The 23,562-nt window shown below is 62.7% G+C and carries 20 protein-coding genes; 3 read left to right on the top strand and 17 right to left on the bottom strand.

The annotated features are described in order from the left end of the window. The 13 genes from B3D39_RS01500 to B3D39_RS01440 form a co-directional block, all read right to left on the bottom strand. Positions 1-522, bottom strand: a 522-nt coding sequence (locus B3D39_RS01500) for a phosphate ABC transporter ATP-binding protein (RefSeq protein WP_286789309.1), incomplete at its 3' end; no start/stop codon positions are given. After that, complete coding sequence (gene pstA / locus B3D39_RS01495; RefSeq protein ID WP_098411667.1) at positions 522-1,361, bottom strand: phosphate ABC transporter permease PstA; 840 nt, start codon at positions 1,359-1,361, stop codon at positions 522-524. The genes pstA and B3D39_RS01500, both read right to left, overlap by 1 nt. 3 nt (positions 1,362-1,364) lie before the next feature. Further along, entirely contained in the window at positions 1,365-2,333 is a 969-nt protein-coding gene (pstC, locus tag B3D39_RS01490; protein WP_078570087.1) for a phosphate ABC transporter permease subunit PstC, read from the bottom strand. 78 nt (positions 2,334-2,411) lie between these two features. Then, positions 2,412-3,464, bottom strand: coding sequence for a phosphate ABC transporter substrate-binding protein PstS (gene pstS, locus B3D39_RS01485; RefSeq protein WP_078570086.1), 1,053 nt, complete (start codon positions 3,462-3,464; stop codon positions 2,412-2,414). 432 nt (positions 3,465-3,896) lie between these two features. After that, positions 3,897-4,745, bottom strand: coding sequence for an SMP-30/gluconolactonase/LRE family protein (locus B3D39_RS01480; RefSeq protein ID WP_286789310.1), 849 nt, complete (start codon positions 4,743-4,745; stop codon positions 3,897-3,899). Between the two features lie 24 nt (positions 4,746-4,769). Beyond that, on the bottom strand, positions 4,770-6,287 hold the full coding sequence (locus tag B3D39_RS01475; RefSeq protein WP_286789308.1) for an aldehyde dehydrogenase (NADP(+)): 1,518 nt from the start codon (positions 6,285-6,287) through the stop codon (positions 4,770-4,772). 77 nt (positions 6,288-6,364) lie between these two features. Beyond that, positions 6,365-7,183: an SDR family oxidoreductase gene (locus B3D39_RS01470; protein WP_286789307.1), complete on the bottom strand. Its 819-nt coding sequence runs from the start codon at positions 7,181-7,183 to the stop codon at positions 6,365-6,367. A 62-nt stretch (positions 7,184-7,245) separates the two neighbouring features. Next, positions 7,246-8,274 carry a TRAP transporter substrate-binding protein gene (locus B3D39_RS01465; protein WP_078545523.1) on the bottom strand — a complete coding sequence of 343 codons (1,029 nt, stop codon included), beginning with the start codon at positions 8,272-8,274 and terminating at the stop codon, positions 7,246-7,248. 50 nt (positions 8,275-8,324) lie between these two features. Continuing rightward, positions 8,325-9,602 carry a TRAP transporter large permease gene (locus B3D39_RS01460; protein WP_078545521.1) on the bottom strand — a complete coding sequence of 426 codons (1,278 nt, stop codon included), beginning with the start codon at positions 9,600-9,602 and terminating at the stop codon, positions 8,325-8,327. Continuing rightward, positions 9,599-10,135 (bottom strand): TRAP transporter small permease, encoded by a 537-nt coding sequence (locus B3D39_RS01455; protein ID WP_078601893.1) that lies wholly within the window; start codon positions 10,133-10,135, stop codon positions 9,599-9,601. The genes B3D39_RS01460 and B3D39_RS01455 overlap by 4 nt, the downstream gene beginning before the upstream one ends. 4 nt (positions 10,136-10,139) lie before the next feature. Beyond that, positions 10,140-11,297, bottom strand: coding sequence for a fumarylacetoacetate hydrolase family protein (locus tag B3D39_RS01450; RefSeq protein WP_274961972.1), 1,158 nt, complete (start codon positions 11,295-11,297; stop codon positions 10,140-10,142). A 141-nt stretch (positions 11,298-11,438) separates the two neighbouring features. Continuing rightward, positions 11,439-12,155, bottom strand: coding sequence for a FadR/GntR family transcriptional regulator (locus tag B3D39_RS01445; RefSeq protein ID WP_078601895.1), 717 nt, complete (start codon positions 12,153-12,155; stop codon positions 11,439-11,441). A gap of 29 nt (positions 12,156-12,184) precedes the next feature. After that, a complete protein-coding gene (locus B3D39_RS01440; RefSeq protein ID WP_078601896.1) occupies positions 12,185-13,603 on the bottom strand; it encodes an FAD-binding oxidoreductase in 1,419 nt (472 codons plus the stop codon). Between the two features lie 155 nt (positions 13,604-13,758). Between B3D39_RS01440 and denD the strand changes: the two genes are divergently transcribed. From denD to B3D39_RS01425, 3 genes are read left to right on the top strand one after another with little or no spacing between them, the layout of a single operon-like run. After that, on the top strand, positions 13,759-14,742 hold the full coding sequence (denD, locus tag B3D39_RS01435) for a D-erythronate dehydrogenase (protein ID WP_274961973.1): 984 nt from the start codon (positions 13,759-13,761) through the stop codon (positions 14,740-14,742). Next, a complete protein-coding gene (locus B3D39_RS01430; RefSeq protein ID WP_274961974.1) occupies positions 14,739-15,641 on the top strand; it encodes an NAD(P)-dependent oxidoreductase in 903 nt (300 codons plus the stop codon). Before denD ends, B3D39_RS01430 begins: the two co-directional genes overlap by 4 nt. Then, positions 15,638-17,413, top strand: a complete 1,776-nt coding sequence (locus B3D39_RS01425) for an IlvD/Edd family dehydratase (RefSeq protein ID WP_274961975.1) — start codon at positions 15,638-15,640, stop codon at positions 17,411-17,413. The genes B3D39_RS01430 and B3D39_RS01425 overlap by 4 nt, the downstream gene beginning before the upstream one ends. A 78-nt stretch (positions 17,414-17,491) precedes the next feature. On the opposite strand, the gene B3D39_RS01420 is transcribed toward B3D39_RS01425, so the two are convergent. From B3D39_RS01420 to B3D39_RS01405, 4 genes are all read right to left on the bottom strand, one after another. Continuing rightward, a complete protein-coding gene (locus tag B3D39_RS01420; protein WP_274961976.1) occupies positions 17,492-19,714 on the bottom strand; it encodes a hybrid sensor histidine kinase/response regulator in 2,223 nt (740 codons plus the stop codon). Then, complete coding sequence (locus B3D39_RS01415) at positions 19,711-20,880, bottom strand: FIST N-terminal domain-containing protein (RefSeq protein WP_078545503.1); 1,170 nt, start codon at positions 20,878-20,880, stop codon at positions 19,711-19,713. Before B3D39_RS01415 ends, B3D39_RS01420 begins: the two co-directional genes overlap by 4 nt. A gap of 22 nt (positions 20,881-20,902) precedes the next feature. Then, a complete protein-coding gene (locus tag B3D39_RS01410) occupies positions 20,903-21,610 on the bottom strand; it encodes a response regulator (protein WP_274961977.1) in 708 nt (235 codons plus the stop codon). A gap of 185 nt (positions 21,611-21,795) precedes the next feature. Continuing rightward, positions 21,796-23,562: a PQQ-dependent methanol/ethanol family dehydrogenase gene (locus B3D39_RS01405; RefSeq protein WP_274961978.1), complete on the bottom strand. Its 1,767-nt coding sequence runs from the start codon at positions 23,560-23,562 to the stop codon at positions 21,796-21,798.

Below are 23,562 nucleotides of genomic sequence, written 5' to 3'. Positions count from 1 at the left end.
CAGGCGCTGCTGCTGACCGCCCGAGAGAGACTGGCCCGAGCTTTGCAGCTTGTCCTTCACCTCGTCCCAGAGCGCCGCGCCTTTCAGCGCCGCCTGCACCCGGTCGTCGATCTCGGATTTCGCGTAATTCGCGAGGCGCAGCCCGAAGGCGATATTCTCGTGGATCGTCATCGGGAAGGGCGTGGGTTTCTGGAACACCATGCCCACTTTCGCGCGCAGCCGGTTCAGATCGACCTTCTTGCCGAGGACATTCTCGCCATCGAGCAGCACCTCCCCCGTCGCGGTCTGCTTCGGATAGAGGTCATACATCCGGTTGAGCACGCGCAAGAGCGTGGACTTGCCGCAACCCGACGGCCCGATGAAGGCGGTCACGCGGTTCTCGGGCAGATCGAGATTGATCGATTTCAGGGCTTTGAAATCGCCGTAGAAGAAATCGAGGTTCTTGATCGAGATGCGCGGTTTCGGCGCGGGATCCACCCCGTCGAAGGTCATCGGCGAGCGTTCGCGAGTGAGGGTGTCCATCAGTGTTTCTCCTTCTTGGAGGTGACGAGGCGGGCGACAATCGACAGCGCCAGCACTGCGACGGTGATGAGAAGTGCGCCTGCCCATGCAAGGGCCTGCCAGTTGTCATAGGGCGAAAGCGCGAATTGGAAGATGGTGATCGGCAGCGAGGCCATCGGCTGCGTCAGATCGAGACTGAAGAAGTTGTTGGACAGCGCCGTGAAGAGAAGCGGCGCGGTCTCGCCCGAAATCCGGGCGATGGCCAGCAGCACGCCGGTCACGATCCCCGCCATCGCCGCCTTGTAGGCGACCGTGCGGATCACGATCCAGCGCGGCCAGCCCATAGCGAGCCCCGCCTCGCGCAGCTGGTCGGGCACGAGGCGCAGCATGTCCTCGGTGGTGCGCACGACGATCGGGATCACGAGGATCGCCAGCGCGACCGAGCCCGCCAGCGCCGAGAAATGCCCGAGGCTGACGACGAGCACCTGATAGACAAAAAGGCCCACGATGATCGAGGGCGCCGACAGCAGGATGTCATTCACGAAGCGGATCACTTTGGACAGCTTCGCATAGCGCCCGTATTCGGCCATGTAGGTTCCGGCGAGGATGCCGATCGGCGTCCCGATCGCCACCGCGATCACTGACATGATCACCGAGCCGAGGATCGCATTGCGCAAGCCCCCCGGCTCCATCGGCGAGGGCGTGTCTTGCGTGAAGACGGAAAGGTTCAGCGCGCTCGCCCCCTTGTAGAGCAGGTAGAGCAGGATCACGGCCAGCACGAAGAGGCCGAGCGCCGCCGCCCCCGTGGACAGCGTCATCATCACCGCGTTGACGGTCTTTCTGCGGGTCATCGAAGCCATGTCTTACGCTCCCGACTTTTGCTTCATGCGCTTGAGCATCCACTGGGCTGCGGCAAGCACGATGAAGGTGAGGATGAACAGAACGAGACCCAGCGCGATAAGCGACGAGGTGTAGATCGGCGTCGTGGCCTCGGTGAATTCGTTGGCGATCGCCGCCGAGATCGTGGTGCCCGGCGCGAGGATCGAGCCCGAGATGCGATGCGCGTTGCCGATCACGAAGGTCACGGCCATCGTCTCGCCCAGCGCGCGGCCAAGCGACAGCATGATGCCGCCCACCAGCGCGGTGCGCACATGCGGGATCACGATATGGCGGTTCACCTCCCAGCGGGTCATGCCCATGCCATAGGCACTTTCACGCAGCATCGGCGGCACCGTCTGGAAGATGTCGCGCGCGAGCGAGGCGATGAAGGGCAGGATCATCATCGCGAGGATCAGCCCCGCGGTCAGCATCCCGATCCCGTAGGGCGGGCCCGCGAAGAGAGTGCCGATCACCGGGACATGGCCCAGCGTGTCGATCAGGAAGGGCTGGATATAGCTCTGCATGAAGGGCGCGAAGACGAAGAGGCCCCAGATGCCGTAGATGATCGAGGGAATGCCGGCGAGCAACTCGATCGCGATCCCAAGTGGGCGGCGCAACACGCGCGGGCAGGTCTCGGTCAGGAAAATCGCGATGCCAAGCCCCACCGGCACCGCGATGACCATCGCGATGATCGAGGTGACGACCGTGCCGTAAAGCGGCGCCAGCGCGCCGAACTTGTCGGTCACCGGGTTCCATTTCGCGGTCCACAGGAACGGCAGCCCGTATTCCTTAAACGCCGGCCACGCCCCCATGACGAGCGAGGCGAACACGCCCAGAAGAACCAGCAGCACCACCACCGCGGCGGCCAGCGTCAAAGAGCCGAATATCCGGTCGGACTGGGCCACCGGGCGCGTGCTCTTCACGCCGCTGTCGTAATCGCTTGTCGCCGTCATCGCGCACTCCACTCAAAATCGCAGAAAGGGAGGGCCGCAGATGCAGCCCTCCCCCGTAGGTGTTTATGGAAAGAAAGATCAGTGGTTCATCGACCAGACAGCTTTGCCGTCCTTGCCTTTGATCTGACCCCATTCTTTCTTGATCTGAGCCACGACGTTTTCGGGCATCGGGATGTAGTCCAGCTTGGCCGCCGCGTCGCCGCCGTTCGCATAAGCCCAATCGAAGAACTTCAGCGCTTCGGTCGAAGCCGCACCGTCCTTGGCATCCTTGTGCATCAGGATGAAGGTCGCCGCGGTCATCGGCCAGGTCTTGTCGCCCGGCTGGTTGGCGAGGATGACGCCGAAGCCCGGCTGGCTCGACCAGTCGGCATTGGCGGCAGCAGCGGCGAAGGCTTCGGCCTTCGGCGCGACTTTCTTGCCTGCTTTGTTGATCATGTCCGTGTAGGTCATGTTGTTCTGCAGCGCGTAGGCATATTCGACATAACCGATCGAGTTCTTCGTCTGATCGACGTTCGCAGCCACGCCCTGGTTACCCTTGGCGCCAAGACCCACCGGCCATTCGACAGCGGTCGAGACGCCGATGTCGTTCTTCCAGGTCTCGTCGACCGAGGCGAGGTAATAGGTGTAGTTGAAGGTCGTGCCCGAACCGTCCGAACGGTGGACGACGGCGATCGCCGCGTCGGGGAGCTTCACGCCTTCGTTGAGCTTGGCGATGGCCGGATCGTTCCACTTGGTGATCTTGCCTTCGTAGATTTTCGCCAGCGTCTCGCCGTCGAGAACCAGCTCGCCCGGCTTGATGCCTTCGACGTTCACGACCGGGACGATGCCGCCCATGACGGTCGGGAACTGAACCAGCGTGTTCTTCTCCAGCTCGTCGCCGCCCAGCGGTTTGTCCGAGGCGCCGAAGGTCACGGTGCGGGATTCGATTTGCTTGATGCCGCCGCCCGAGCCGATGGCCTGATAGTTGAGGCCCGTGCCCGTCTTCTCTTTGTAGGTTTTCGCCCAGGCCGAGTAGATCGGATAGGGGAAGGTCGCGCCGGCGCCGGAGATGTCGGCGGCCTGCACCGCGGCGGCCGAAGCCAGCGTCGCACCGGCAATCGCGGCGGTGAGGGTGAGGCGGGTGATGAACATTGAACAGTCCTCGCTGTCAGAATTCGGAAGCTATGAACGCGGTAACGAAACTCGTCCCGTCCGCTGGGTGCACTCATGACGGGGCTTTTTGACAGCTATGTAACAGTCGCGATTGCGTGACAGGGCGTGATAATCTGGCGGTTTTAGGGGCTTCGGGATCACGATCCCCGCTGTGCGAAAGCCCCTGAAATGGCAGGGAACAAGACGCTTTCACACGCGTCTGGCCATCACGCCAAAATCGCGACGCCGCGAGGCAAGGGCGTTTTCAGCCGACCCTTACGTAAATTTCGCCGAGAAAATGACAGTCCGCAGGCGATTTTTGTGACGGTTTCGGTGTCACGAAGCGGTCGCGAAGGCCAGATTGCCCTGCCTTCGCGACTCAGAGTCGGCGTGCGGCGAGCGGATGCCGCACGATCTGACTCGCGGCGGGGCTCACAAGATCACGCGCGGCTCGGGCACACCGACGATCGGCGCGCGCAGCAGATGGGACAGCCCCTGATCCGCATCGGGATCGGTCATCCCCTCCAGCGCGCTCGTGACCAGCACGTCGCGCATATCGGCGCCCCCGAAGGCCGGACAGGTGCTGTTCTTCCCCGGCAGATCGAGATGATGGGTCATGCGGCCTTCCGCTTCGAAACGGGCCACCCGCCCCGAACTCCAAAGCGCACACCAGAGACCGCCCTCGGCATCGACCACCGCGCCGTCGGGATAGAGGCCCTCGGATGACAGATCGAGAAACAGCCGACGTTCGCCCTCGGGCCATCCCTCCGCATCGAGCGACTGACACCAGACCTTCCGGCTAGGCGTATCCGCGAAATAGGCCGTGCGACCGTCGAGCGTGAAGCAGATCGCGTTGGGGATCGAAATCCCCGAGACGAGCCGGCGCAGTTCACCCCGGTAATAGCGATAGATCGTGCCGCGCCCGCGCTCGGCCTCTTTGCCCATCGTGCCGAACCAGAAGCCACCCTGCCGATCCGCCCGCCCGTCATTCGAGCGGGTGCCGGGATCGTCGGCCTCCACTTCGACGAGCGGCTCGAGCGTGCCCTCGCCGATGTGGAACACCGACAGGCCGGTCTCGGTCGCGAGGATCATCCGCTCGCGATCCACCCAGCCTGCCGCCGAGGCCATGCCCTCGAACTGCCATTCGAGCGGGCCATTGGCATCGCGCGTCAGCAGCTTGCGGTTCAGGATATCGAACCAGAAGAACTGGCTTCGCTCGGGATGCCAGAACGGCCCCTCCCCCAGTTCGCAAACCCTGTCGTCAAACACGCTCATATGAATCCTCCCGCGATTTGCGGAAGCCTCTCACCCCTGCAGGTCTTCGGGCAAGAGGTTCTCGGGAATGTTCTGGAAACAAACAGGCCGGAGGAAGCGCCGGATCGCGAGCGTGCCGACGCTGGTCGCGCCGAAATTCGTGGACGCCGGATACGGCCCGCCATGAACCATCGCGTCGCAGACCTCCACGCCGGTCGGGAACCCATTCGCGAGGACCCGGCCCGCCTTGCGCTCCAGCACCGGCAGAAGGCGCCCGGCCAGCGCCGCATCGCCGTCATCCATATGGAGCGTCGCGGTCAGCTGCCCCGAGAAGCTGCGCGCGACCTTCTCCATCTCGTCGTCATCCTTGACGGTCACGATCAGACCAAGCGGGCCGAAGACTTCCTCGGAGAGAACTTCGTTCTCCAGCCAATCGGCGGCGGAGACGCGGAACAGGTAGGGCTTGGCCTCGCGCCGGTCACAGACCTGAGTGAGCAATTGCTGAACGCCTCCGGCCTCCTCGAACCGCGCGGCGCCCTTGGTATAGGCTTCGGCGATGCCGTCGGTCAGCATGACCTGCGAGCCACCGGCCTCGAGCGCTGCGAGAGCCGCGTTCACGAAACTCTCGCCGTCGGAGCCTTCCCGTACAACGACAATACCGGGATTGGTGCAGAACTGGCCCGCCCCCATCATCAGCGAGGCCGCCCAGCCCACGCCCAGATCCTCACCGCGCGCCGCAATCGCTTCCGGCAACATGAACATCGGGTTGACCGAGCCCAGTTCGCCGAAAAAGGGGATCGGCTCGGGACGCTGCGCGCAAAGGTCGTAAAGCGCCTTGCCGCCGCCCAAGCTGCCGGTGAAGCCGACCGCCTTGATCAGCGGGTGCTGCACCAGCCCCTGCCCCACATCATGCGAGCCGCCTTGGACGAGGCTGAACACGCCCTTGGGCATTCCGCATTTCTCGACGGCGGCCTTAATCGCTTCGGCCACGATCTCTCCGGTGCCGGGATGCGCCGGATGGCCCTTCACCACGACCGGGCAGCCCGCCGCCAGCGCCGAGGCCGTGTCGCCGCCCGCCGTCGAAAACGCGAGCGGGAAGTTCGACGCGCCGAACACCGCGACCGGGCCGATGGGACGCTGGATCATCCGCAGATCCGGACGCGGCAGCGGCTGGCGATCGGGCAGCGCCTTGTCGTGGCGCCGGTCGAGGTAGTCGCCCTTGCGGATATGCTCTGCAAACATCCGCAGCTGACCGGTGGTGCGCCCGCGCTCGCCATTCAGGCGCGCCTCGGGGAGGCCGGTTTCCTGCGTGCCGATCTCGGTGATCGCCTCGCCGCGTGCGTCGATCTCGTCGGCGATAGTCTCGAGGAACTTAGCGCGGGTCTCACGGCTCGAATAGCCGTAGTCCCAGAACGCCTCTTCGGCTGCCTCGCAGGCGGCGTTCACCATCTCGACCGTGCCGACGCAGAACTCATGGCTCGGCCCATGGGCTGGGTCGGAAGAGAACGTTTTGTCGGTGCCGATCCATTCGCCGGCGATCAGGTGTTGTCCGTGCGGGGTGAAGGTCATGATGTCTCCTTGTTAATTCGTCACCGGGCCCGACGCAGAACGGCGTCGCAGAGACCCTTCGTTCAATGCGCGCGGTTTCAAAGAACCGCCGTCATGCCGCCGTCGATGTAGAGGATTTGTCCGTTCACGAAATCCGAGGCCGACGAGGCGAGAAATACCACCGCGCCCTGCAATTCCTCGGGCTTTCCCCAGCGCCCGGCGGGTGTGCGCCCGCGGACCCAGCTGTCGAAATCCTGATCTTCCTGAAGCGGGCGCGTCATGTCGGTCATCATGTAGCCGGGTCCGATGGCGTTCGCTTGAATGTTCGAGCCGGCCCACTCCGCCGCCATCGACCGCGTCAGCATTTTGACGCCCCCTTTGGCGACCGTGTAGGGCGCGACCGTGACGCGGGCGAGGTCGCTCATCAGCGAGCCGATATTGATGATCTTGCCGCCCCCTTTCGCGATCATCCGCGAAGCTGCTTCGCGGCCACAAAGGAATGCAGAGGTCAGGTTGGTATCGAGCACGCGCTGCCAGTCCGCCGCGCTCAGTTCCAACATCGGACGGCGCAACTGGATACCGGCATTGTTCACCAGAATGTCCGGGGTGCGCCCCTCCGCGTCGAGCCTCTCGAACGCCGCGCGCACGGCGGCCTCGTCGGAGACGTCGAAGGCCGCGGCGCTCACGTCGTAGCATTGTTCGATCATTTCCTTTCGAGTCTGCTCGAGCCGTGCGGCATCAAGCCCGTTGAGCACCACGTGCGCGCCCGCGGCCGCCAGCGCCTCCGCGAAGGTTCTGCCCAGACCGCGAGACGAGCCGGTGACCAGTGCGGTTTTGCCTGAGAGATCGAATGTGTTCATCGCCCTATCCTCGTGTCCGTGTCGTGACCAAAAAGGGAGAGGCGGGCCGGAGGACATGGCCCGCCTCTTGATCCGCCCGAGGGAATGGGCGGATCAGCTTGAGACTACATTACGCAGCCTCAGTTGCTGCTCGCTTTCTTCTCGGAGCGAAGCCCGTCGATCGTCTTCTGCACCCGATCGATGACGTCGCCACCGATTTCGTCGCGGTGCTTGTCGTAGACGACCTGCGACTTCTCACGCATGCGAGCCAGCTCTTCAGGCGAGACTTTGTTGAACTTGATCCCGGCCTTTTCCATCTTCTCGAGCGATTTCTTGTTGAGATCCTGGATCACGTTGCGCTCGACTGAGCCGCCCTTGACTGCACAGGTGCGCAGCGCATCCTGTTCGTCGGGATCGAACGTATCGAAGATCGGCTTCGAGAACAGGAAGAGGAAGGGCGTATACGCGTGCTTCGTCTCGCTGATATATTTCTGCACTTCGTAGAACTTCGAAGTGTCGATCGTGACATAGGGGTTTTCCTGTGCATCGATCGCGCCGGTCTCCAGTGCAGAGAACACTTCGCCGAAGGCCATCGGCGTCGCGTTGGCACCGAGATTGTCGAAAGTGTCAAGGAAGATATTGTTCTGCATCACGCGGATCTTGATGCCCTTGAGGTCTTCCCACTTGGTGATCGGACGCTTCGAGTTCGACACGTTACGGAACCCGTTCTCCCAATAGGCGAGGTTGACCAGCCCTTTGTCGGCCAGCTTGTCATTCAGGAACTTGCCGAAATCGCCATCCATGACGGCGTAGGCTTCCTCGTTGGTCTGGAACAGGAACGGCAGATCAAACACACCGAGCGCTGGTTCGATCCCGACAAGCGGCGAGGACGAGGTCACCACCGCGTCGAGCGTGCCCGAGCGAAGCGCCTGGGTCGCCTGAAGGTCGCCGCCAAGCGAACCGCTCCAGTAAGCCTGAAGCTTCATCTTGCCGCCGGTCTTGTCGTCAAGACACTGCTGCATCGCATCGACGCCATTATGCACCGGGTGGTTCTCGGCGACACCGTTGGAAATCCGGATCGTGCGGTCGTGGAATTCGGCTGCGGCAGGGCTTGCGACCGCTACCATCGTGCCAAGCAGAAGCGCTGCTTTAATTGCCTTGGTTTTCATTGTTTCCTCCCTTTGGAAATTAACGTTGGCAAATGTTGACCCGTGACCGGTCAGTAGAACCAATGTGCCGGAACGAGCACGATCTGCGGAAAGGCCACGAGAACGAAGAGCACCAGGATCTCGGCCACGAGGAAGGGCCAGACACCGATGATCACACGGCCAAGGGGGATCCTCCCGACCCCGCTGACCACGTTGAGGACGACACCGACAGGCGGCGTCAGAAGTCCGATGCAGCAGTTCATGATGAACATCACACCGAAGTAGATCGGATCGATCCCCGCCTTCTGCACCAGCGGCAAGAGCACCGGGGTCAGGATCAGGATCGTCGGCGTGAGATCGAGGGCGGTGCCGACCATAATAATCAGCACCATGATGAAGGCCATGAGCAGCTTCGGATGCTCGATCAGCGGTTCGATGATGCTGCCGAGCTCGGCGGGGATGTTCGCCATCGTGATGAGCCAAGCCGAGACCAGCGCGGCACAGACAAGGAACATGATCGCCGCCGTTGTGCGACCTGCCGCGATGAACACGCCCGGCAGGGACTTCAAGGTGAGTTCGCGATAGACGAAGAGCCCGACGAAGAGCGCATAGAAGGTCGCGATCACCGCAGCCTCGGTCGGGGTGACGACACCGAACTTGATACCGCCGAGAATGATCACCGGCATGCCAAGCGCCCAGATTGCGCGCATCCCTGCCCGGCCTTTCTCGCCCCAGCTGGCACGCGGCAACGTCTCGGCCTTGTCCTTCCGGGCAACGAAGAGCCAAGTGACGATCAGCACGGTCCCCATCAGGACACCAGGTGCGATGCCAGCCATGAACAGCTTGGAGATCGAAAGGTTGCTCGCGACGCCGAAGATAATGAAGGCCATCGAGGGCGGGATGACCGGCGCGATCACGCCACCTGCGGCGATCAGGCCGGCGGAACGCGGCACGTCATAGCCGGCGCGGCTCATCATCGGCAGCAAGATCGCAGCGAGTGCGGCACTATCGGCGGCAGCCGAGCCAGAGATCGAGGCGAGGATCACCGCCGCCATGATGGCGACGATGCCCAGACCGCCGCGGATATGCCCGACGCAGGCGATCGCGAAGTCGATGATCCGGCGCGAGAGCCCGCCGGCATTCATCAGTTCGCCTGCGAGAATGAAGAACGGGATCGCGAGAAGGGTGAAGGTATTCGCCCCGATCGCCATATTCTGGGCGATGATCTGGGTGTTGAACATCCCCAGATATTCCATCAGCGCGATGCCACAGAAGATCAGAGCGAAGGCAACAGGAACCCCGATGGCCATGGCGCCGATGAGCGCGACAAGAAAGACAACGAGGGTCATGATGCACGCCCCTCGATATCTTCAGCGTCATGATGTTGGCCTGCGAAGCGGGCGAACTCGGCGTCGCTCATCCGACCGGTCAGCAACCGGAAGAGCCGCTCGAGCGAGATGAGGATGATCCCGGCACCCGTGAACAGCCCGGTGCCGTAGACAAAGCCCATCGGCATCATCGTTACCGGAGCGCCCATCGTCATGTTGATCGGCAGCTGCTTCCATGTGCCGATAAAGAGCACCGCCGAACAGCCGATGATCACGATCTCGCTCAGCCCCATCAGGACCATGCGTCCGCGACGACCGAAGGCCGCGACCACCGTCTCCATGCCCATATGCATATGGTGATGGTGTGCGACGACGGCGCCGATGAAGGTCAGCCAGACGAAGAAGAAGCGCGACATTTCCTCCGAGACGGCAATGCCGCTATCGAACGCGTAGCGCAGGATGACATTGAGAAAGACCATCAGAGCCATCCCGGCGAGCAAAAGCGCCAGCAGGATGTCGAGGCCACGGTAGAAGAGTGCGATAAGTTTCTGCATCCGCTTACACCCTGTCGCCGAGGCCGCGGGCGACCAGGTTGGCAATCAGCGCGCGGCTGCCAAAGACCCATTCGGGACAGGCATCACAGCGAGCGACGCGGTTCACCAGAGCCCCGAGCCGCGGCGAAGCAATCTCGACCTCGTCGCCGGTCTCGTGGGTGAAGCCCTGCCCCGGCGCACGACGATCCTGCACCGGCGCGAAAAGCGTGCCGAGGAACAGGACCGCGCCGTCGGGATATTGGTGGCTGCGATTGAGCATCTGCCGGGCGAGCTCGGCGGGCGACCGGCTGATCGCCTCCATGCGGCTCTCACCCGCCATCTCGAACCCGTCGGTGCCGCGCACGCGCAGAGTGACGACCGCGGTCTCGACATCGGCGAGCGTGAAATGGTCGTCGAAAATCCGCAGGAATGGCCCGATCGCGCAGGAGGCGTTGTTATCCTTGGCCTTGCCGAGCAGGAGCGCCGAGCGGCCTTCGACGTCGCGCAGGTTTACGTCATTGCCCAACGTCGCACCGAGGATCGTGCCATCCGAGCGGATCGCCAGCACAATCTCGGGCTCGGGATTGTTCCAGTCCGAAATCGGGTGGATGCCGATCTCGGCACCGCATCCGACAGATGACATGGGCTGGGCCTTCGTGAAGATCTCTGCGTCCGGACCAATGCCGACCTCGAGATATTGCGACCAGAGGCCCATCTCCTGCAGCAGTGCCTTCACTTTCGCAGCAGCTTCCGATCCGGCAGAGATATCGCGCAGGTTCTCACCGATCACCGGAGCAAGCTTGGCGCGAATGTCCTGCGCGGCCTGAAGGTCGCCGCCGGCGCGTTCTTCGATCACGCGCTCCAGCATACTTTCAGCGAAGGTGACGCCCGCGGCCTTCACCGCCTGAAGATCGATCGGGGCCAAGAGATGACCGGCCGCCCCGGACAGAAAATCCTTGAGTGAGCCGAGCACCGGCAGATCGTCGCGCCGCAGAATTGCGTGCAAATCGTCGCATTCCAGAAGCCCGGAAACCGTCGCTGCGATATGCGTAAGATCGTGCAGGATTCCGTTGCGCAGAACGGTTACGCAGGGCCCGCCTTCCGCCTTCGACCAGACCCGGCCGACCAGCAGGGCGCGTGCTTCATCCTCGGGCAAAATACGGCCCGTTTCCAAATTGAGCATAGGTGCCAATTCCCCCTCCATGTTGTCGGGCGCAGTATCTCCTCATACCGCACTGACATATGATGTCAGACAACACTACAACCTAAAATACAACCCCTATTCTGCGCCGCCTATGCGGCTCAAGCGTATGTGATGCTCAGCTTACTCGACGAATTCGAACTGCAGGCCGACACGTTCCGCGGAGTTGACCAGATGGCGCTGCATCGCGGCCCGTGCCGCGGCGGGATTGCGCGCTCGAATGGCCTCGCAAATCGCCCCGTGCTCTTCGATCGTCCACGCGATCACATCGTCGAGCTGCCCCTCGGCGCGCGCAATCGTAATGACATGGCTGATCCGCTCCGAGATCGCGGTGACGAATTGCACGAAATAGTCATTGCCCGTCGCCTCGGCGATGATGCGGTGGAAATCGAGGTCGGCGGTGACGCCCGACTTGCCCCAATCACGAATACCCGACAGCCCCATCATCGCGGCGTCGAGCGCCGCCATCTGGGCCTCGGTGTGGTTCACTGCTGCGAGTGCAGCCGCTTCCATCTCCAGCGGCACGCGCACCTGATAGAGATCGTTGAAGGCGTGCCGGTCCATCTTCTTGCCATCCTCGAGACGGATCTGGCGTGCTTTGCGCTCCACCACGAAGGCACCGACACCCTGTCGCGTCTCGACCAGCCCTTCGTTGCGCAGTTGCGCAATCGCTTCGCGCACGACGGTGCGGCTCACGCCGAAGGTCTTGGACATCGCATGCTCTGTCGGCAGCTTGTCACCGGCTTTCAGCACGCCATCATAAATCCGCTTGGCGAACTGCGTGGCGATCCGCGTTGGCAGGTGATCCGCGCGGGCAATCTGCTCGAACTCATTATCCATCACTCATTCCTCGTCTCGTCCCAAGTCCGTCAACTTTCGAGGTCGATCAGACACCCAGGGTTCATCGTCAAATTTGGATCGATCGCCCGCTTGATCCGCCCCAGCAGATCATGCTGAACCGAAGACGCGCGCGCGGCGAAGTCGGCCTTCTTGAGACGTCCGACCCCGTGCTCTGCGCTGATCGAACCGTCATAGCGATCCAGGACCCCGTTGAGAACTGTTTTAGCTCGAAAAATCTGCTGATCGAGCGCCTCCATGCCCTCCGGGTCTGGCAGCACGTTCAGATGCACATTGCCATCCCCCACGTGACCGTAGGAGACGCAGACCGCCCCGGGCAAGGCTTCTCCGACCGCCGCCTCGGCCTCAGCAACGAACGCAGCCAGTTCTGAAAGCGGCACCGAGAGATCCGTGCGCAGATGTTTTCCGCGCCGCGCCTGCCCCTCGTTCATCCCCTCACGCACCAGCCAGATATTCCGCGCCTGAGCTTCCGACTGCGCGACCACGCCGTCGCGCACGAGCCCCTCTTCCATCGCCAGTTCGAGGAATTGAGAAAGAAGAGCCTCGATATCGACGAGACCCGAGCCCGAAAGCTCAACCAGCGCATAGGCGCGATGTGCGGGCTCAAGCGGCAGCGAAAGATCGGGAATACCCTCGCGTGCGAGCGTGAATGCCTCGGCGGGCAGGAATTCGAAGGCCGACATGAGGTCACAGCACTGGCGACGCGCGAGACGGTAAAGCTCGATCGCATCTTCTAGCGAGTCGAGCGCCAGCAACGCGGTCGAGACTTGGTCGGGTGCGGGCATCAGCTTGAAGGACACGGCCGTGACGATGCCCAGCACCCCTTCGGCTCCGATGAAAAGCTGCTTGAGATCGATCCCGCGATTATCCTTGCGCAGCCGACTGAGCCGATCGAGCACGCGACCGTCCGGCAGGACGACCTCAAGCCCGAGCACCAGCTCGCGCGTCATTCCATAGCGCAGGACGTTCACCCCGCCCGCATTGGTCGAGACATTGCCACCGATCTGGCAGGTGCCTTGCGCGCCGAGCGCGAGCGGGAAGTAGAGACCGGCCTCGGCCACTTCTTCCTTGAACGACTCGAGCACGACACCAGCTTCGACAACCGCCGTGAAATCCTGTGCGCTCAGGCTGCGGACCCGGTCCATACGCTCGAGCGACAACACGACCTGAGACTCAGGCGCATCGGGCACCGCGCCCAGAGCAAGTCCGCTACGCCCCCCCTGTGGCACAACGCCGAGCCCGAGCTTTGCACAGGCTCGCACGGCGCGGGATACGTCTTCGGTGCTCCGCGGTCGCAAAAGCGCAATGGCAGAACTGGTGATGTCGCCGTGCCAGTCCTGGCAATGGCGCGCGATCAGCCCGGCATCGGTCGAGACCATGTCGCCGCCTAGCATCGTGCAAAGTTCCTTCGCCGCCTCACCTTTCTGCATGCCTATCTCCCCCACTCTTGTTCTTCGTGCTCGCCCGTCGCCCCATCTCGACCAGCTGGACAAAAATGATTTGCATCCCGCATATATCTGGTTATCAGACAACATTACAACATCTTTGATGCTGGACTGCGAATTTCTCAGGGAGGAGACACGTTATGCACGCACTCATTGTCGGCGCGGCGGGAATGGTTGGCCGAAAACTCACCGGTCGAATCGTCCGAGGAGCGCCCCTTCAGGGCAAAGCGGTCGACCACCTGTCGCTGGTCGACGTAATCGCCCCGGAAACGCCGGAGGGATACTCAGGCACCTCCGATTGCCTGCAAGCCGACCTGTCCGAAGCAGGCACGGCAGAGAAACTGATCGCCGCGCGGCCTGATGTAATCTTCCACCTAGCCGCGATCGTTTCGGGCGAGGCCGAGAAAGATTTCGAAAAGGGCTACCGGATCAATCTCGACGGCAGCCGCGCACTCTTCGAGGCAATCCGTCACGCGAATCTCGCCGATGGCTATCGTCCGCGGGTGGTCTTCGCCTCTTCCATCGCGGTGGTGGGCGCGCCGCTGCCCTATCCGATCCCCGACGAGTTCCACGCGACGCCCCTGACCAGCTACGGCACCCAGAAGGCGATCTGCGAATTGCTGCTGTCGGACTATTCGCGCCATGGTTTCTTCGACGGGATCGGCATCCGCCTGCCCACGATCTGCATCCGTCCGGGCAAACCGAATGCCGCAGCGTCAGGCTTCTTCTCGAACATCCTGCGCGAACCCCTGGTGGGTCAGGAAGCCGTGCTTCCGGTGCCCGAGACGATCCGGCACTGGCACACCTCGCCGCGCTCGGCAGTGGGTTTCATGCTGCACGCAGCCGATATCGATCTGGATGAGGTCGGGCCGCGCCGCAACCTTTCGATGCCGGGTGTCAGCGCCACAGTCGGCGAACAGATCGAAGCCTTGCGCCGAGTTGCAGGACAAAAGGCTGTCGCCCTGATCCGGCGCGAGCCAGACGCGATGATCACCAAGATGTGCGAGAGCTGGGCCGCAGGCTTCGACGCGACCCGCGCCCGCCAACTCGGCTTCACCTCGGAAGACAGCTTTGACGCGATCATCCAAGCGCATATCGAGGATGAACTGGAAGGTGCCGCGTGACACAGCCGCTCCCCAATATTGCTTTTCTGGGCACAGGTCTAATGGGGGCGCCGATGGTTCGGCGCCTCCTCGGGGCGGGCTATCCCGTCACCGTATGGAACCGCGCTGCCGAAAAGGCCCGCGCGCTGGTCGCCGCCGGGGCCGAGCAGGCGGGGAGCCCCGCCGAGGCCGTAGCGAAGGCGGATATCACCTTCACCATGCTTTCTGATGGTGCAGCGGTGGCCGACGTGCTGTTTGCGCAAGGCACAGCCGAAGCCCTGCGCCCGGGCAGCGTGCTGATCGACACCTCGTCGATCGCGCCGGATGTGGCGCGCGATCATGCCGCCCGGCTCGAAGAGCTTGGCGTGACGCAGATAGACTGCCCTGTCTCGGGCGGCACTGCGGGCGCCGAGAGCGGAACGCTCGCTTTGATGGCGGGTGGGCCGAAAGAGACGATCGCGCGGATCGCGCCCGTGCTCGAACCACTTGGGCGAATGACCCATGTCGGCCCTGCGGGCGCCGGTCAGGTCTGCAAACTGGCCAATCAGCAGATCGTCGCGGTCACCATCGGCGCGGTCGCCGAGGCGATGGTCCTCGTGAGAGCGGGCGGCGCAGATCCCGCGAGATTCCGCGACGCGATCCGCGGTGGCTTTGCCGAAAGCCGCATCCTCGAACTGCATGGCGCGCGGATGATCGCCCGCGATTTCACCCTAGGCGGCCCGTCGCGACTGCAGCTGAAAGACCTTCGCGGCGTCGAGACGCTTGCGAACGCGAACCATCTCGAGCTCCCGCTGACCGATACCGTGCGTGCGGCCTACGAGGCCTTCGTCGCCGCTGGAAACGGCGACGTCGATCATTCCGGGCTGCTGCTTCATCTTGAGACGCTCAACAGCGTGTCCCTTCTCGAGGAAAGATCATGACCAAAACCGAACGCCGCCTGCGCTCGCAAGACTGGTTCGACAATCCCGATCATGCCGACCTGACTGCGCTTTATCTCGAACGCTTCATGAATTACGGCACGACGCCTGAAGAGTTGCGCGCGGGCAAGCCGATCATCGGGATCGCCCAGTCGGGCAGCGACCTGAACCCATGCAACCGCCACCATCTGGATCTCGCCAAGCGCGTGCGCGACGGGATCCGCGATGCAGGCGGCATCCCGATCGAATTCCCGACGCATACGCTCTTTGAGAACTGCAAGCGTCCGACCGCCGCGCTCGATCGCAACCTCGCCTATCTGGGTCTTGTCGAACTGCTTTACGGCTACCCGTTCGACGGTGTCGTGCTGACCACGGGTTGCGACAAGACCACCCCGTCGGCCCTGATGGCCGCGGCGACGGTCGACCTACCCGCGATCGTTCTGTCCGGCGGGCCGATGCTCGACGGCTGGCACGAGGGAGAACTCGTGGGCTCGGGCACGGTGATCTGGCGTTCACGCCGCAAATACGCCGCGGGCGAAATCACCCGCGACGAGTTTCTCGAAACCGCGCTCGACAGCGCGCCCTCGGTTGGCCACTGCAACACGATGGGCACGGCCTCTACCATGAACGCCATCGCGGAGGCGCTGGGTATGTCGCTCACCGGCTGTGCGGCGATACCGGCGGCCTATCGCGCCCGCGGCCAGATGGCCTATCGCACCGGGCGCCGTGCCGTTGAACTGGTTCACGAGGACATCCGGCCCTCGAACATCCTTACCCGCGAGGCCTTCCTGAACGCGATCAAACTGAACGCGGCGATCGGCGGCTCGACCAATGCCCAGCCGCATATCATGGCAATGGCGAAACATGCGGGCGTGACGCTCGATCCGTCGGACTGGCAAACGCATGGCTACGACATCCCGCTGCTGGCCAATGTGCAGCCCGCCGGGAAATATCTGGGCGAACGGTTCCACCGCGCGGGCGGTGTCCCTGCGATCCTGTGGGAACTGCTGCAGGCGGGACAGCTGAACGGCGACTGTCCCACCGTCACCGGTCACAGCATGGCGGAGAACTTAGACGGGCACGAGAGCACCGATCGCGAGGTGATCTACCGTTTCGAGGAGCCGATGATGGAGCGCGCGGGCTTCTATGTCCTCTCTGGCAATCTCTTCGACTTCGCGATCCTGAAAACCTCGGTGATTTCGCCGGAGTTCCGCGAGCGTTATCTCAGTGAGCCGGGCCGCGAGGGAATTCTCGAGGGCACGGCCTTCGTCTTCGACGGCTCGGAAGACTATCATGCCCGCATCAACGACCCCGCACTCGAGATCGACGAATCCTCGATCCTCGTGATCCGGGGGGCGGGTCCGCTCGGCTGGCCGGGCTCTGCGGAAGTGGTGAACATGCAGCCGCCGGATCGCTTGCTGAAACGCGGCATAACCAGCCTGCCGACGATCGGTGACGGGCGACAATCAGGCACCTCGGACAGCCCCTCGATCCTGAACGCGTCACCCGAGAGCGCGGCGGGCGGCGGGCTGGCATGGCTGCGCACGGGCGATACGATCCGGATCGATCTGAACACCGGGCGCTGCGACATGCTCGTTGCCGACGACGAACTGGCAGCGCGCAAGGCTGGCGACCTGCCGCCGATTCCCGAGGCAGCGACCCCGTGGCAGAAGCTCTACCGCGAGACCGTCACGCAGATGGCCGACGGTGCGACGATTCGCGACGCCGAGCAGTTCCGTCAGCTTGCGAAGAGACTGCCGCGGCACAATCACTGAGGCGCAGGAACGCCCCATGCATGGGCCAATACCGACTCATTTGAAGCCTTTGGCCCATGCAACCGAGCGCGGCGACGCTCAGCCTGCGCGGCGCTGAGATCCGAAGAGAAACGCCGCCAACTGCGAAGTCGGCACTGGCTTGGTGAGCATCTCGACCTGCGCTGCCGCAGCCATCTTGCGCAACTCTTCTGAACGATCCGCAGTAACCAAGCGCATCGGAACGGAGCCGATCTTTTGACGCAAGGCGGCAATCAGCTGCAGTCCATCCATTCCATCGCCGAGTTGATAGTCGATAAGGCAGGCGTCCGGCTCTAGCCCCGTTGCCTCGAGAAGTTCCAGCCCCGCTTCGCCGCTATCGACATCGAGAACCGTCGCTCCCCATTTTTCGAGAAGTTGCGTCATCGCGCGTGAGAGATCCGCGTCGTTCTCGACCAGCAACACGACGATATCGCCACCCTCGGGGTCGCGCACCGGTGTCACCACGTCATTTTCGGCCCGTGCTGCCCCTCCAAGCGCGGGCTTCAGGCCCAAAGTGAAGGTTGAACCGCGCCTCGGTGCCGAGCGCAGCGTCAGCGGGTGCCCCAGGACCGCTGCAGCACGTTCCACGATCGCGAGCCCCAGCCCCATGCCTTCCGACGCGGACGCCTTCGCGTTCAGGCGATGGAATTCGTGGAAGATTTTATCCTGATCATCTTCTGCAATCCCCGGGCCGCTATCGCGCACTTCGATCACAAGCTCATCTCGGCGGTGGCGCAAAGCCATCAATACGCCGCCGGTCTCTGTGTAACGGATCGCATTCGAAATCAGGTTCTGCAGAATTCGCCGTAGATAAGCGCGATCCGAGACAACGACAGCGTCAGTCGACACGATACGGAAATCGAGCCCCTTGAGACGGGCATGCATGGCGAATTCATCGCGCAGCGCCGCGAATATCGGGCCCAGCGCAACGGGCCCCATATCGACCGAGACGTGGCCCGATTCCAGCCGAGAAATATCGAGCAATGCGCCGAGAATGCCTTCCACCGACAAGAGTGCGTTTTGTGCCTTCTCGACGGTTCTCGCTGCGATATCTGACGTTTTCTCTTCGCCCAGCGATGCGAGATAGAGTTTTGCTGCCGACAAGGGTTGGAGAAGGTCGTGGCTTGCGGCGGCCACGAACCGGGCGCGCGATGCGTTGGCGCGTTCGGCACTGGCAAGCGCATCCTCCAACTCCAGCGTGCGCTCGGTCACGCGCGCCTCCAGCGTCTCGTTCACGCGGCTCAGCCCTTCGATCGCGTGCCGCTCCGCCGAGACATCGGAGAGCGACATGACAAAGCCACCGTCAGGCAATTCCTGCGCAAAGATCTCGAAGACCTTGCCGCCCTCCCGCGTCACCTCGACCTCGAACTGGTCGCGGCGCAGCGCACGCCGCACCCAATCCCCGAGACGATGCGCAGAGAGCCCGTTGGGAAAGGTGAACTGGTCGCGAACCTGTTCCAGGATCGCGTCGAAATGCATCCCTTCGCGCAGCCGGTTGCGCGGCAGAAGAAGAAATTCGCCAAGCCGCGCGTTCCAGCCCAGAAGCTGCAACCGCGAGTCGAAAATGCAGACGCCGAGTTTCAGGTGCTCCAGCGTCGCGCGCAGGATTTTCGCCTGATCGTCGAGGAGCCGCCCCCGTTTCTCCCTTTCGGCGCGGATCAGATCCGTCACCTCCGTCTGCAAGATAACCGTCCCGCCATCATGCGTGCGATGTTCGCTGACTTGCATCCAGCGGTCGTCCCCCATCCGCTGGTTCAAAATGAAGTGGTGCTCGGCATGGCGCGCGCGGCGCATTGCGATCCAGTCGCCACGGCTCATCCCGTCGGACATGTGCAGATGCGTCGATCCCGCCACGAGTTCGAGGTAGTCGTCAAACTGCATCCCCGGCACGATCTCGTCACGCACGTCATCAAGAAGCGCGTTGAAACGCGAATTGGCCATCACGAGCACGTCCTGGGCGTCGAATAGCGCAAACCCATCCTGCACGGTCTCGATCGCCGCGGCGAGGTTTTGCCGCGCGGTTTCGGTCTCGCGGTTCGCATCGGCCAATCGCGCATTCGAAACGTTGAGAAGATCGAGCGCCCGTTCCAGATCACGCGTGCGCGCGCGGACCTGTTCTTCGAGCATTGCGGCGCGCTGGAACTGGGCGAAGGCGGCTCCCCGGTCCTCGTTCATCTCCTCGGAATGTTGGATCAGCGCCTCAGCGATGGTCAGAAGTTTCGCGTTCTGACGCTCCAACGTATCGCCGGGATCGAGCAGCGAAGCGGCCAGGGACTGCCTCATGGCTCCATCCCCGATGGTTCAGGCGGGAAGAAAGCCACGCCAGTCATGGTCTGGTTCACATGCATTGCGCCGATCTGTTCGCCATAGGTCGAAAAACCGACCACGCCATGGCGCGCCAGCGTATCGGAAACAGCGCGGGCGCATTGCTTGCCCTCAGCTTCGAAGCGGCGAAAGATGCAATCAAATCCCAGCACGGCCGAAGGTCTGCGACTGGCCGAGAGCGCGTCAAGTTCGCGCGCCAGATGAGCGGAGATATCGTCAGGGCGGCCCAGGGTCAGGACCAAGCCGGCATCGATCGCGGCGAAGAATATCAGCGATTCTCCCGGCCCGACTTGCTGGATCGAACGCGCGTGATAACGCCCGCCGACGCGCACGAGGATCGGGTTCGCGGCAAAGACTGTCGGCGAAAGGTCGGCGACGCTGAGCCCCAGCAGCCTCGCGTATTCGCGGGCTGCCGGTTCGTCATTGATCCGCAGCACCGAACGCGCGCCGGGATCGGCCATTGTCACCACCATTCGCGAGGAGGTGGGCTGCAAGTGGTTAAATGAAAACAGCTTCACCTCGCAGGCGGAACGGACAAGCGTCAGGATTCCTGCATTCTCGAAACGCCGTCCGCGGGCAAACAACTCGGCACGCTCGAACTTGTTGCCGTCCCCCGCCGACCCCCCGAACACTGGCACCGGCCCGAGCCCACCCGAAAGTGCGGAAACCAGCTGGTCCTCCTGCCCCGAAAGGCCGTCAACCAACAGGATCGCGAATTCATTCGCCCGCTCGAACGCGAGACGCCCGAGGCTTTGCCGGGCGCGCAACAGCTCGGACACCAGCGCTTTTGTATCAAGCCGGTCTAGATCTTCGATGATCAGAGTCTCAGTTGAAAATCCCTTCACCGGTAGCGCGAAGCCCACTATCTGGCCTTCATCGTAGCCGTTCCCGGTGATCTCTCCGGCAGTGGTGCAGCCTACGACTTCAGCGCCAGGGAAGAGCGCGCGACCTTCTTGCACGAGACTGTCGAGATCGGCGCCGGGATCAACGAAGAGAAAAACCTGAGCAAACGGGCCTTCACCCAGATCTTCCGCGATCCGGCGCAGTGAATCCGGCGCCTGCGCAGGCGCATAGGCAGAGCGCGGACAGCCTGGGCCGGCGCGCGAGTCGTGAATATCCAGCATATCTCCTCCCTGAACGGAAAGATTAGCCTGCCCTCCAGCCTTCGGGCAATCCCGTCATACTCTGCGCCTCGCGCGCGATCAGGACTGCCTGCGTGCGCGAGCAAACGCCGAGCTTGCGCATGATCGCGGTCACATGCGCTTTCACGGTGGTCTCGGCAATATCGAGGTCGAAGGCGATCTGCTTGTTCATTTTGCCTTCGCAGATCTGCTCGAGGATATTCGCCTGTTGCCGGGTGAGCTGGCTGAGACGTCGGATCGCCTCGTCCTGAGGAGAAATACCGTTGCCCCCGGCCAGCGCCTCGCCACTCGTCTCCGGCACGAAGACCTCACCGCGGCTGATTGCGGCGAAAGCGGCCCTGAACAACTCGCGCCGCGAATGTTTGGGCACGAAACCTGCCGCACCCGCGAGGATCGCCGAGCGGATCACCCGCGGTTCGTCGAGCGAGGAAACGACGACGATCGGTTTGTCCGGGGCAGCCTGTTTGAGCCGCATCAACCCGTCGAGCCCGTTAACGTCCGGCAGGTTCAGGTCGAGCACGATAACGTCCGGTGCGGCCCCCTCTTCAATCATTTGTATCGCGTCGCCCAGACGCTCCGCCTGTGCGACTGTCTCGATCCCCGCGACGGCCTGCAGGGTCATGGCCAGCGCGTCGCAGAATAACGGATGATCTTCGACGATCATCGCCGCATTGAATTCGACCCTCTTCGGACTGGCAGCGCGATCCTTCATAATGCGTCCTTCGGCATGGCTTGGCGGAACCTCGCCCGCCTTTTCTTTAGCCTATCGCGCCCCTCTGACCTGTCATACTGGCAAAAAGTCTTATCCCGCCGAAACGCGCGACAGAGTCGGCATGGAACGTGAAAGGGCGCGAAGGTTTCCCTTCGCGCCCAGGCATTTCGTTGATGATCAAGCAATCAGTTAGCCGAGGCCAACTGCTTGGGCAGGCGGAACGTCCAGACCATGCCGCCTTGATTGAGATAGTTCACATGCTTGGCCACCTCGCCACCCCAGAGCGGCACCGCGCCGCCCCAGCCGGACATGACGGAAACATATTGCTCGCCATCTTCTTCCCAGGTGATCGGCTGACCGACAATCCCAGAGCCGGTCTGGAACGACCAAAGCTCTTCGCCGGTCTCGTCGTCGAGAGCCATGAACTTGCCCTCGGGGGTGCCGAAGAACACGAGACCGCCCGCGGTGGCCATCGTGCCACCCCAGAGCGGCGCGTCATTCTTGTATTCCCACTTCACCTCACCGGTCGCGGGGTCCATCGCCTTGAGCGAACCGATGTAATCCTCGAAGAGCGGCTTGATCGTGAAGCCCGCACCCAGATAGGCCGCGCCCTTCTTGTAGGAGATCGGCTCGTTCCAGATATCCATGCCCCATTCGTTCGAGGGCACATAGAACAGGCCGGTCTTCTGGCTGTAGCTCATCGGCATCCAGTTCTTGCCACCGAGGAACGAAGGCACCGCGAAGACCTGCTGACCTTTGCCATCCTCCGAGCTGGTGTTCGGCGCACCGGGGCGCATTTCCTCATTATAGATCGGGCGACCGTTCGCATCGATGCCCTTCGCCCAGTTGATATCCTTCACGAAAGGATAGGCCGCAATAAATTTACCATCGTCGCGGTTCAGCACGTAGAAGAAGCCGTTGCGATCGGCGGTGGCGAAACGCTTGTTGCCGTCCTTGTCCGTGAAGGCCACGACTTCGTTCACGCCGTCGAAATCCCAACCCTCGCGCGGAGTGGTCTGGAAGTGCCATTTGATTTCGCCGGTCTTTGGGTCGATGCCCAGACGCGAAGCCGCATACAGGTTGTCGCCGCTGCCGTCATTCTTCTCGCCAGCATTGCGCAGCCAGGAGTTCCAAGGCGCCGGGTTGCCCGCCCCGAAGATGAGCGTATCGGTGTCGGCGTCATAGGAACCGCCAAGCCAGGTCGCGCCGCCGCCGGTTTTCCACATGTCGCCCGGCCAGGACGCGTTGAGCGTGCCGGTCATGGTGCTCTCTTCACCATTGAGCGTGCCCATGTGGCCTTCGATTGTCGGACGCGTCCAGACCAGCTCGCCGGTCTCGGCGTCACGAGCCTGCACCTCACCGACGATGCCGAACTCGCCGCCAGAATTGCCGGTGATGACCATTCCGTTCACGATCAAGGGCGCGGCGGTGTAGGAATACCCTTCCTTGTAATCGGCGATCTTCTTGTTCCAGACCGTCTTGCCGGTCTTGCGGTCGAGCGCCACGATGCGCGCGTCGAGCGTGCCGAAATAAATGTTGTCGCCATAGATCGCGGCGCCGCGGTTGATCACGTCACAGCATGGCAGGATGCCTTCGGGGAGGCGCGCGTCATATTGCCAGATCTCCTCGCCGGATTTCAGGTCGATCGCCCACATACGCGAATAGGAACCCGTTACATACATGACCCCGTCATAAACGAGCGGCTGGCTTTCCTGACCGCGCTGCTTCTCGCCGCCAAGGCTGAAGGCCCAGGCCGGAACGAGGTTCTTCACGTTGTCCTTGTTGAGGGTTTCCAACGGCGAATAACGCTGCAGATGGCGCCCCATCCCGTTGGTGAGCACGTTATCGGTGCTGGTCTGGTCATTGGCCAGATCCTCCTCGGTCACACCGGCGCTCACAGCCGTTCCGAGACAGGAAATGGCAACGACGGCTGCCAATACAAATCTGTTCAT

The organism is Thioclava sp. UBA3469 (assembly GCF_002378135.1).
Lineage (GTDB): Bacteria > Pseudomonadota > Alphaproteobacteria > Rhodobacterales > Rhodobacteraceae > Thioclava > Thioclava sediminum.
The sequence above is the reverse complement of the archived record's forward strand: the minus strand, read 5'-3'. Positions and strand labels throughout refer to the sequence as shown.

Bases quoted from the DNA above. Each gene is read 5' to 3' on its own strand.
- B3D39_RS01445 (WP_078601895.1), bottom strand. From the start codon at position 12,155: ATGGATAATGAGTTCGAGCAGATTGCCCGCGCGGATCACCTGCCAACG.
- B3D39_RS01440 (WP_078601896.1), bottom strand. From the start codon at position 13,603: ATGCAGAAAGGTGAGGCGGCGAAGGAACTTTGCACGATGCTAGGCGGC.
- denD (WP_274961973.1), top strand. From the start codon at position 13,759: ATGCACGCACTCATTGTCGGCGCGGCGGGAATGGTTGGCCGAAAACTC.
- B3D39_RS01415 (WP_078545503.1), bottom strand. From the start codon at position 20,880: ATGCTGGATATTCACGACTCGCGCGCCGGCCCAGGCTGTCCGCGCTCT.
- B3D39_RS01470 (WP_286789307.1), bottom strand. From the start codon at position 7,183: ATGTCCTCCGGCCCGCCTCTCCCTTTTTGGTCACGACACGGACACGAG.
- B3D39_RS01420 (WP_274961976.1), bottom strand. From the start codon at position 19,714: ATGAGGCAGTCCCTGGCCGCTTCGCTGCTCGATCCCGGCGATACGTTG.
- B3D39_RS01450 (WP_274961972.1), bottom strand. From the start codon at position 11,297: ATGCTCAATTTGGAAACGGGCCGTATTTTGCCCGAGGATGAAGCACGC.
- B3D39_RS01405 (WP_274961978.1), bottom strand. From the start codon at position 23,562: ATGAACAGATTTGTATTGGCAGCCGTCGTTGCCATTTCCTGTCTCGGA.
- pstC (WP_078570087.1), bottom strand. From the start codon at position 2,333: ATGACGGCGACAAGCGATTACGACAGCGGCGTGAAGAGCACGCGCCCG.
- B3D39_RS01475 (WP_286789308.1), bottom strand. From the start codon at position 6,287: ATGACCTTCACCCCGCACGGACAACACCTGATCGCCGGCGAATGGATC.
- B3D39_RS01425 (WP_274961975.1), top strand. From the start codon at position 15,638: ATGACCAAAACCGAACGCCGCCTGCGCTCGCAAGACTGGTTCGACAAT.
- pstA (WP_098411667.1), bottom strand. From the start codon at position 1,361: ATGGCTTCGATGACCCGCAGAAAGACCGTCAACGCGGTGATGATGACG.
- B3D39_RS01460 (WP_078545521.1), bottom strand. From the start codon at position 9,602: ATGACCCTCGTTGTCTTTCTTGTCGCGCTCATCGGCGCCATGGCCATC.
- B3D39_RS01465 (WP_078545523.1), bottom strand. From the start codon at position 8,274: ATGAAAACCAAGGCAATTAAAGCAGCGCTTCTGCTTGGCACGATGGTA.
- pstS (WP_078570086.1), bottom strand. From the start codon at position 3,464: ATGTTCATCACCCGCCTCACCCTCACCGCCGCGATTGCCGGTGCGACG.
- B3D39_RS01455 (WP_078601893.1), bottom strand. From the start codon at position 10,135: ATGCAGAAACTTATCGCACTCTTCTACCGTGGCCTCGACATCCTGCTG.
- B3D39_RS01410 (WP_274961977.1), bottom strand. From the start codon at position 21,610: ATGAAGGATCGCGCTGCCAGTCCGAAGAGGGTCGAATTCAATGCGGCG.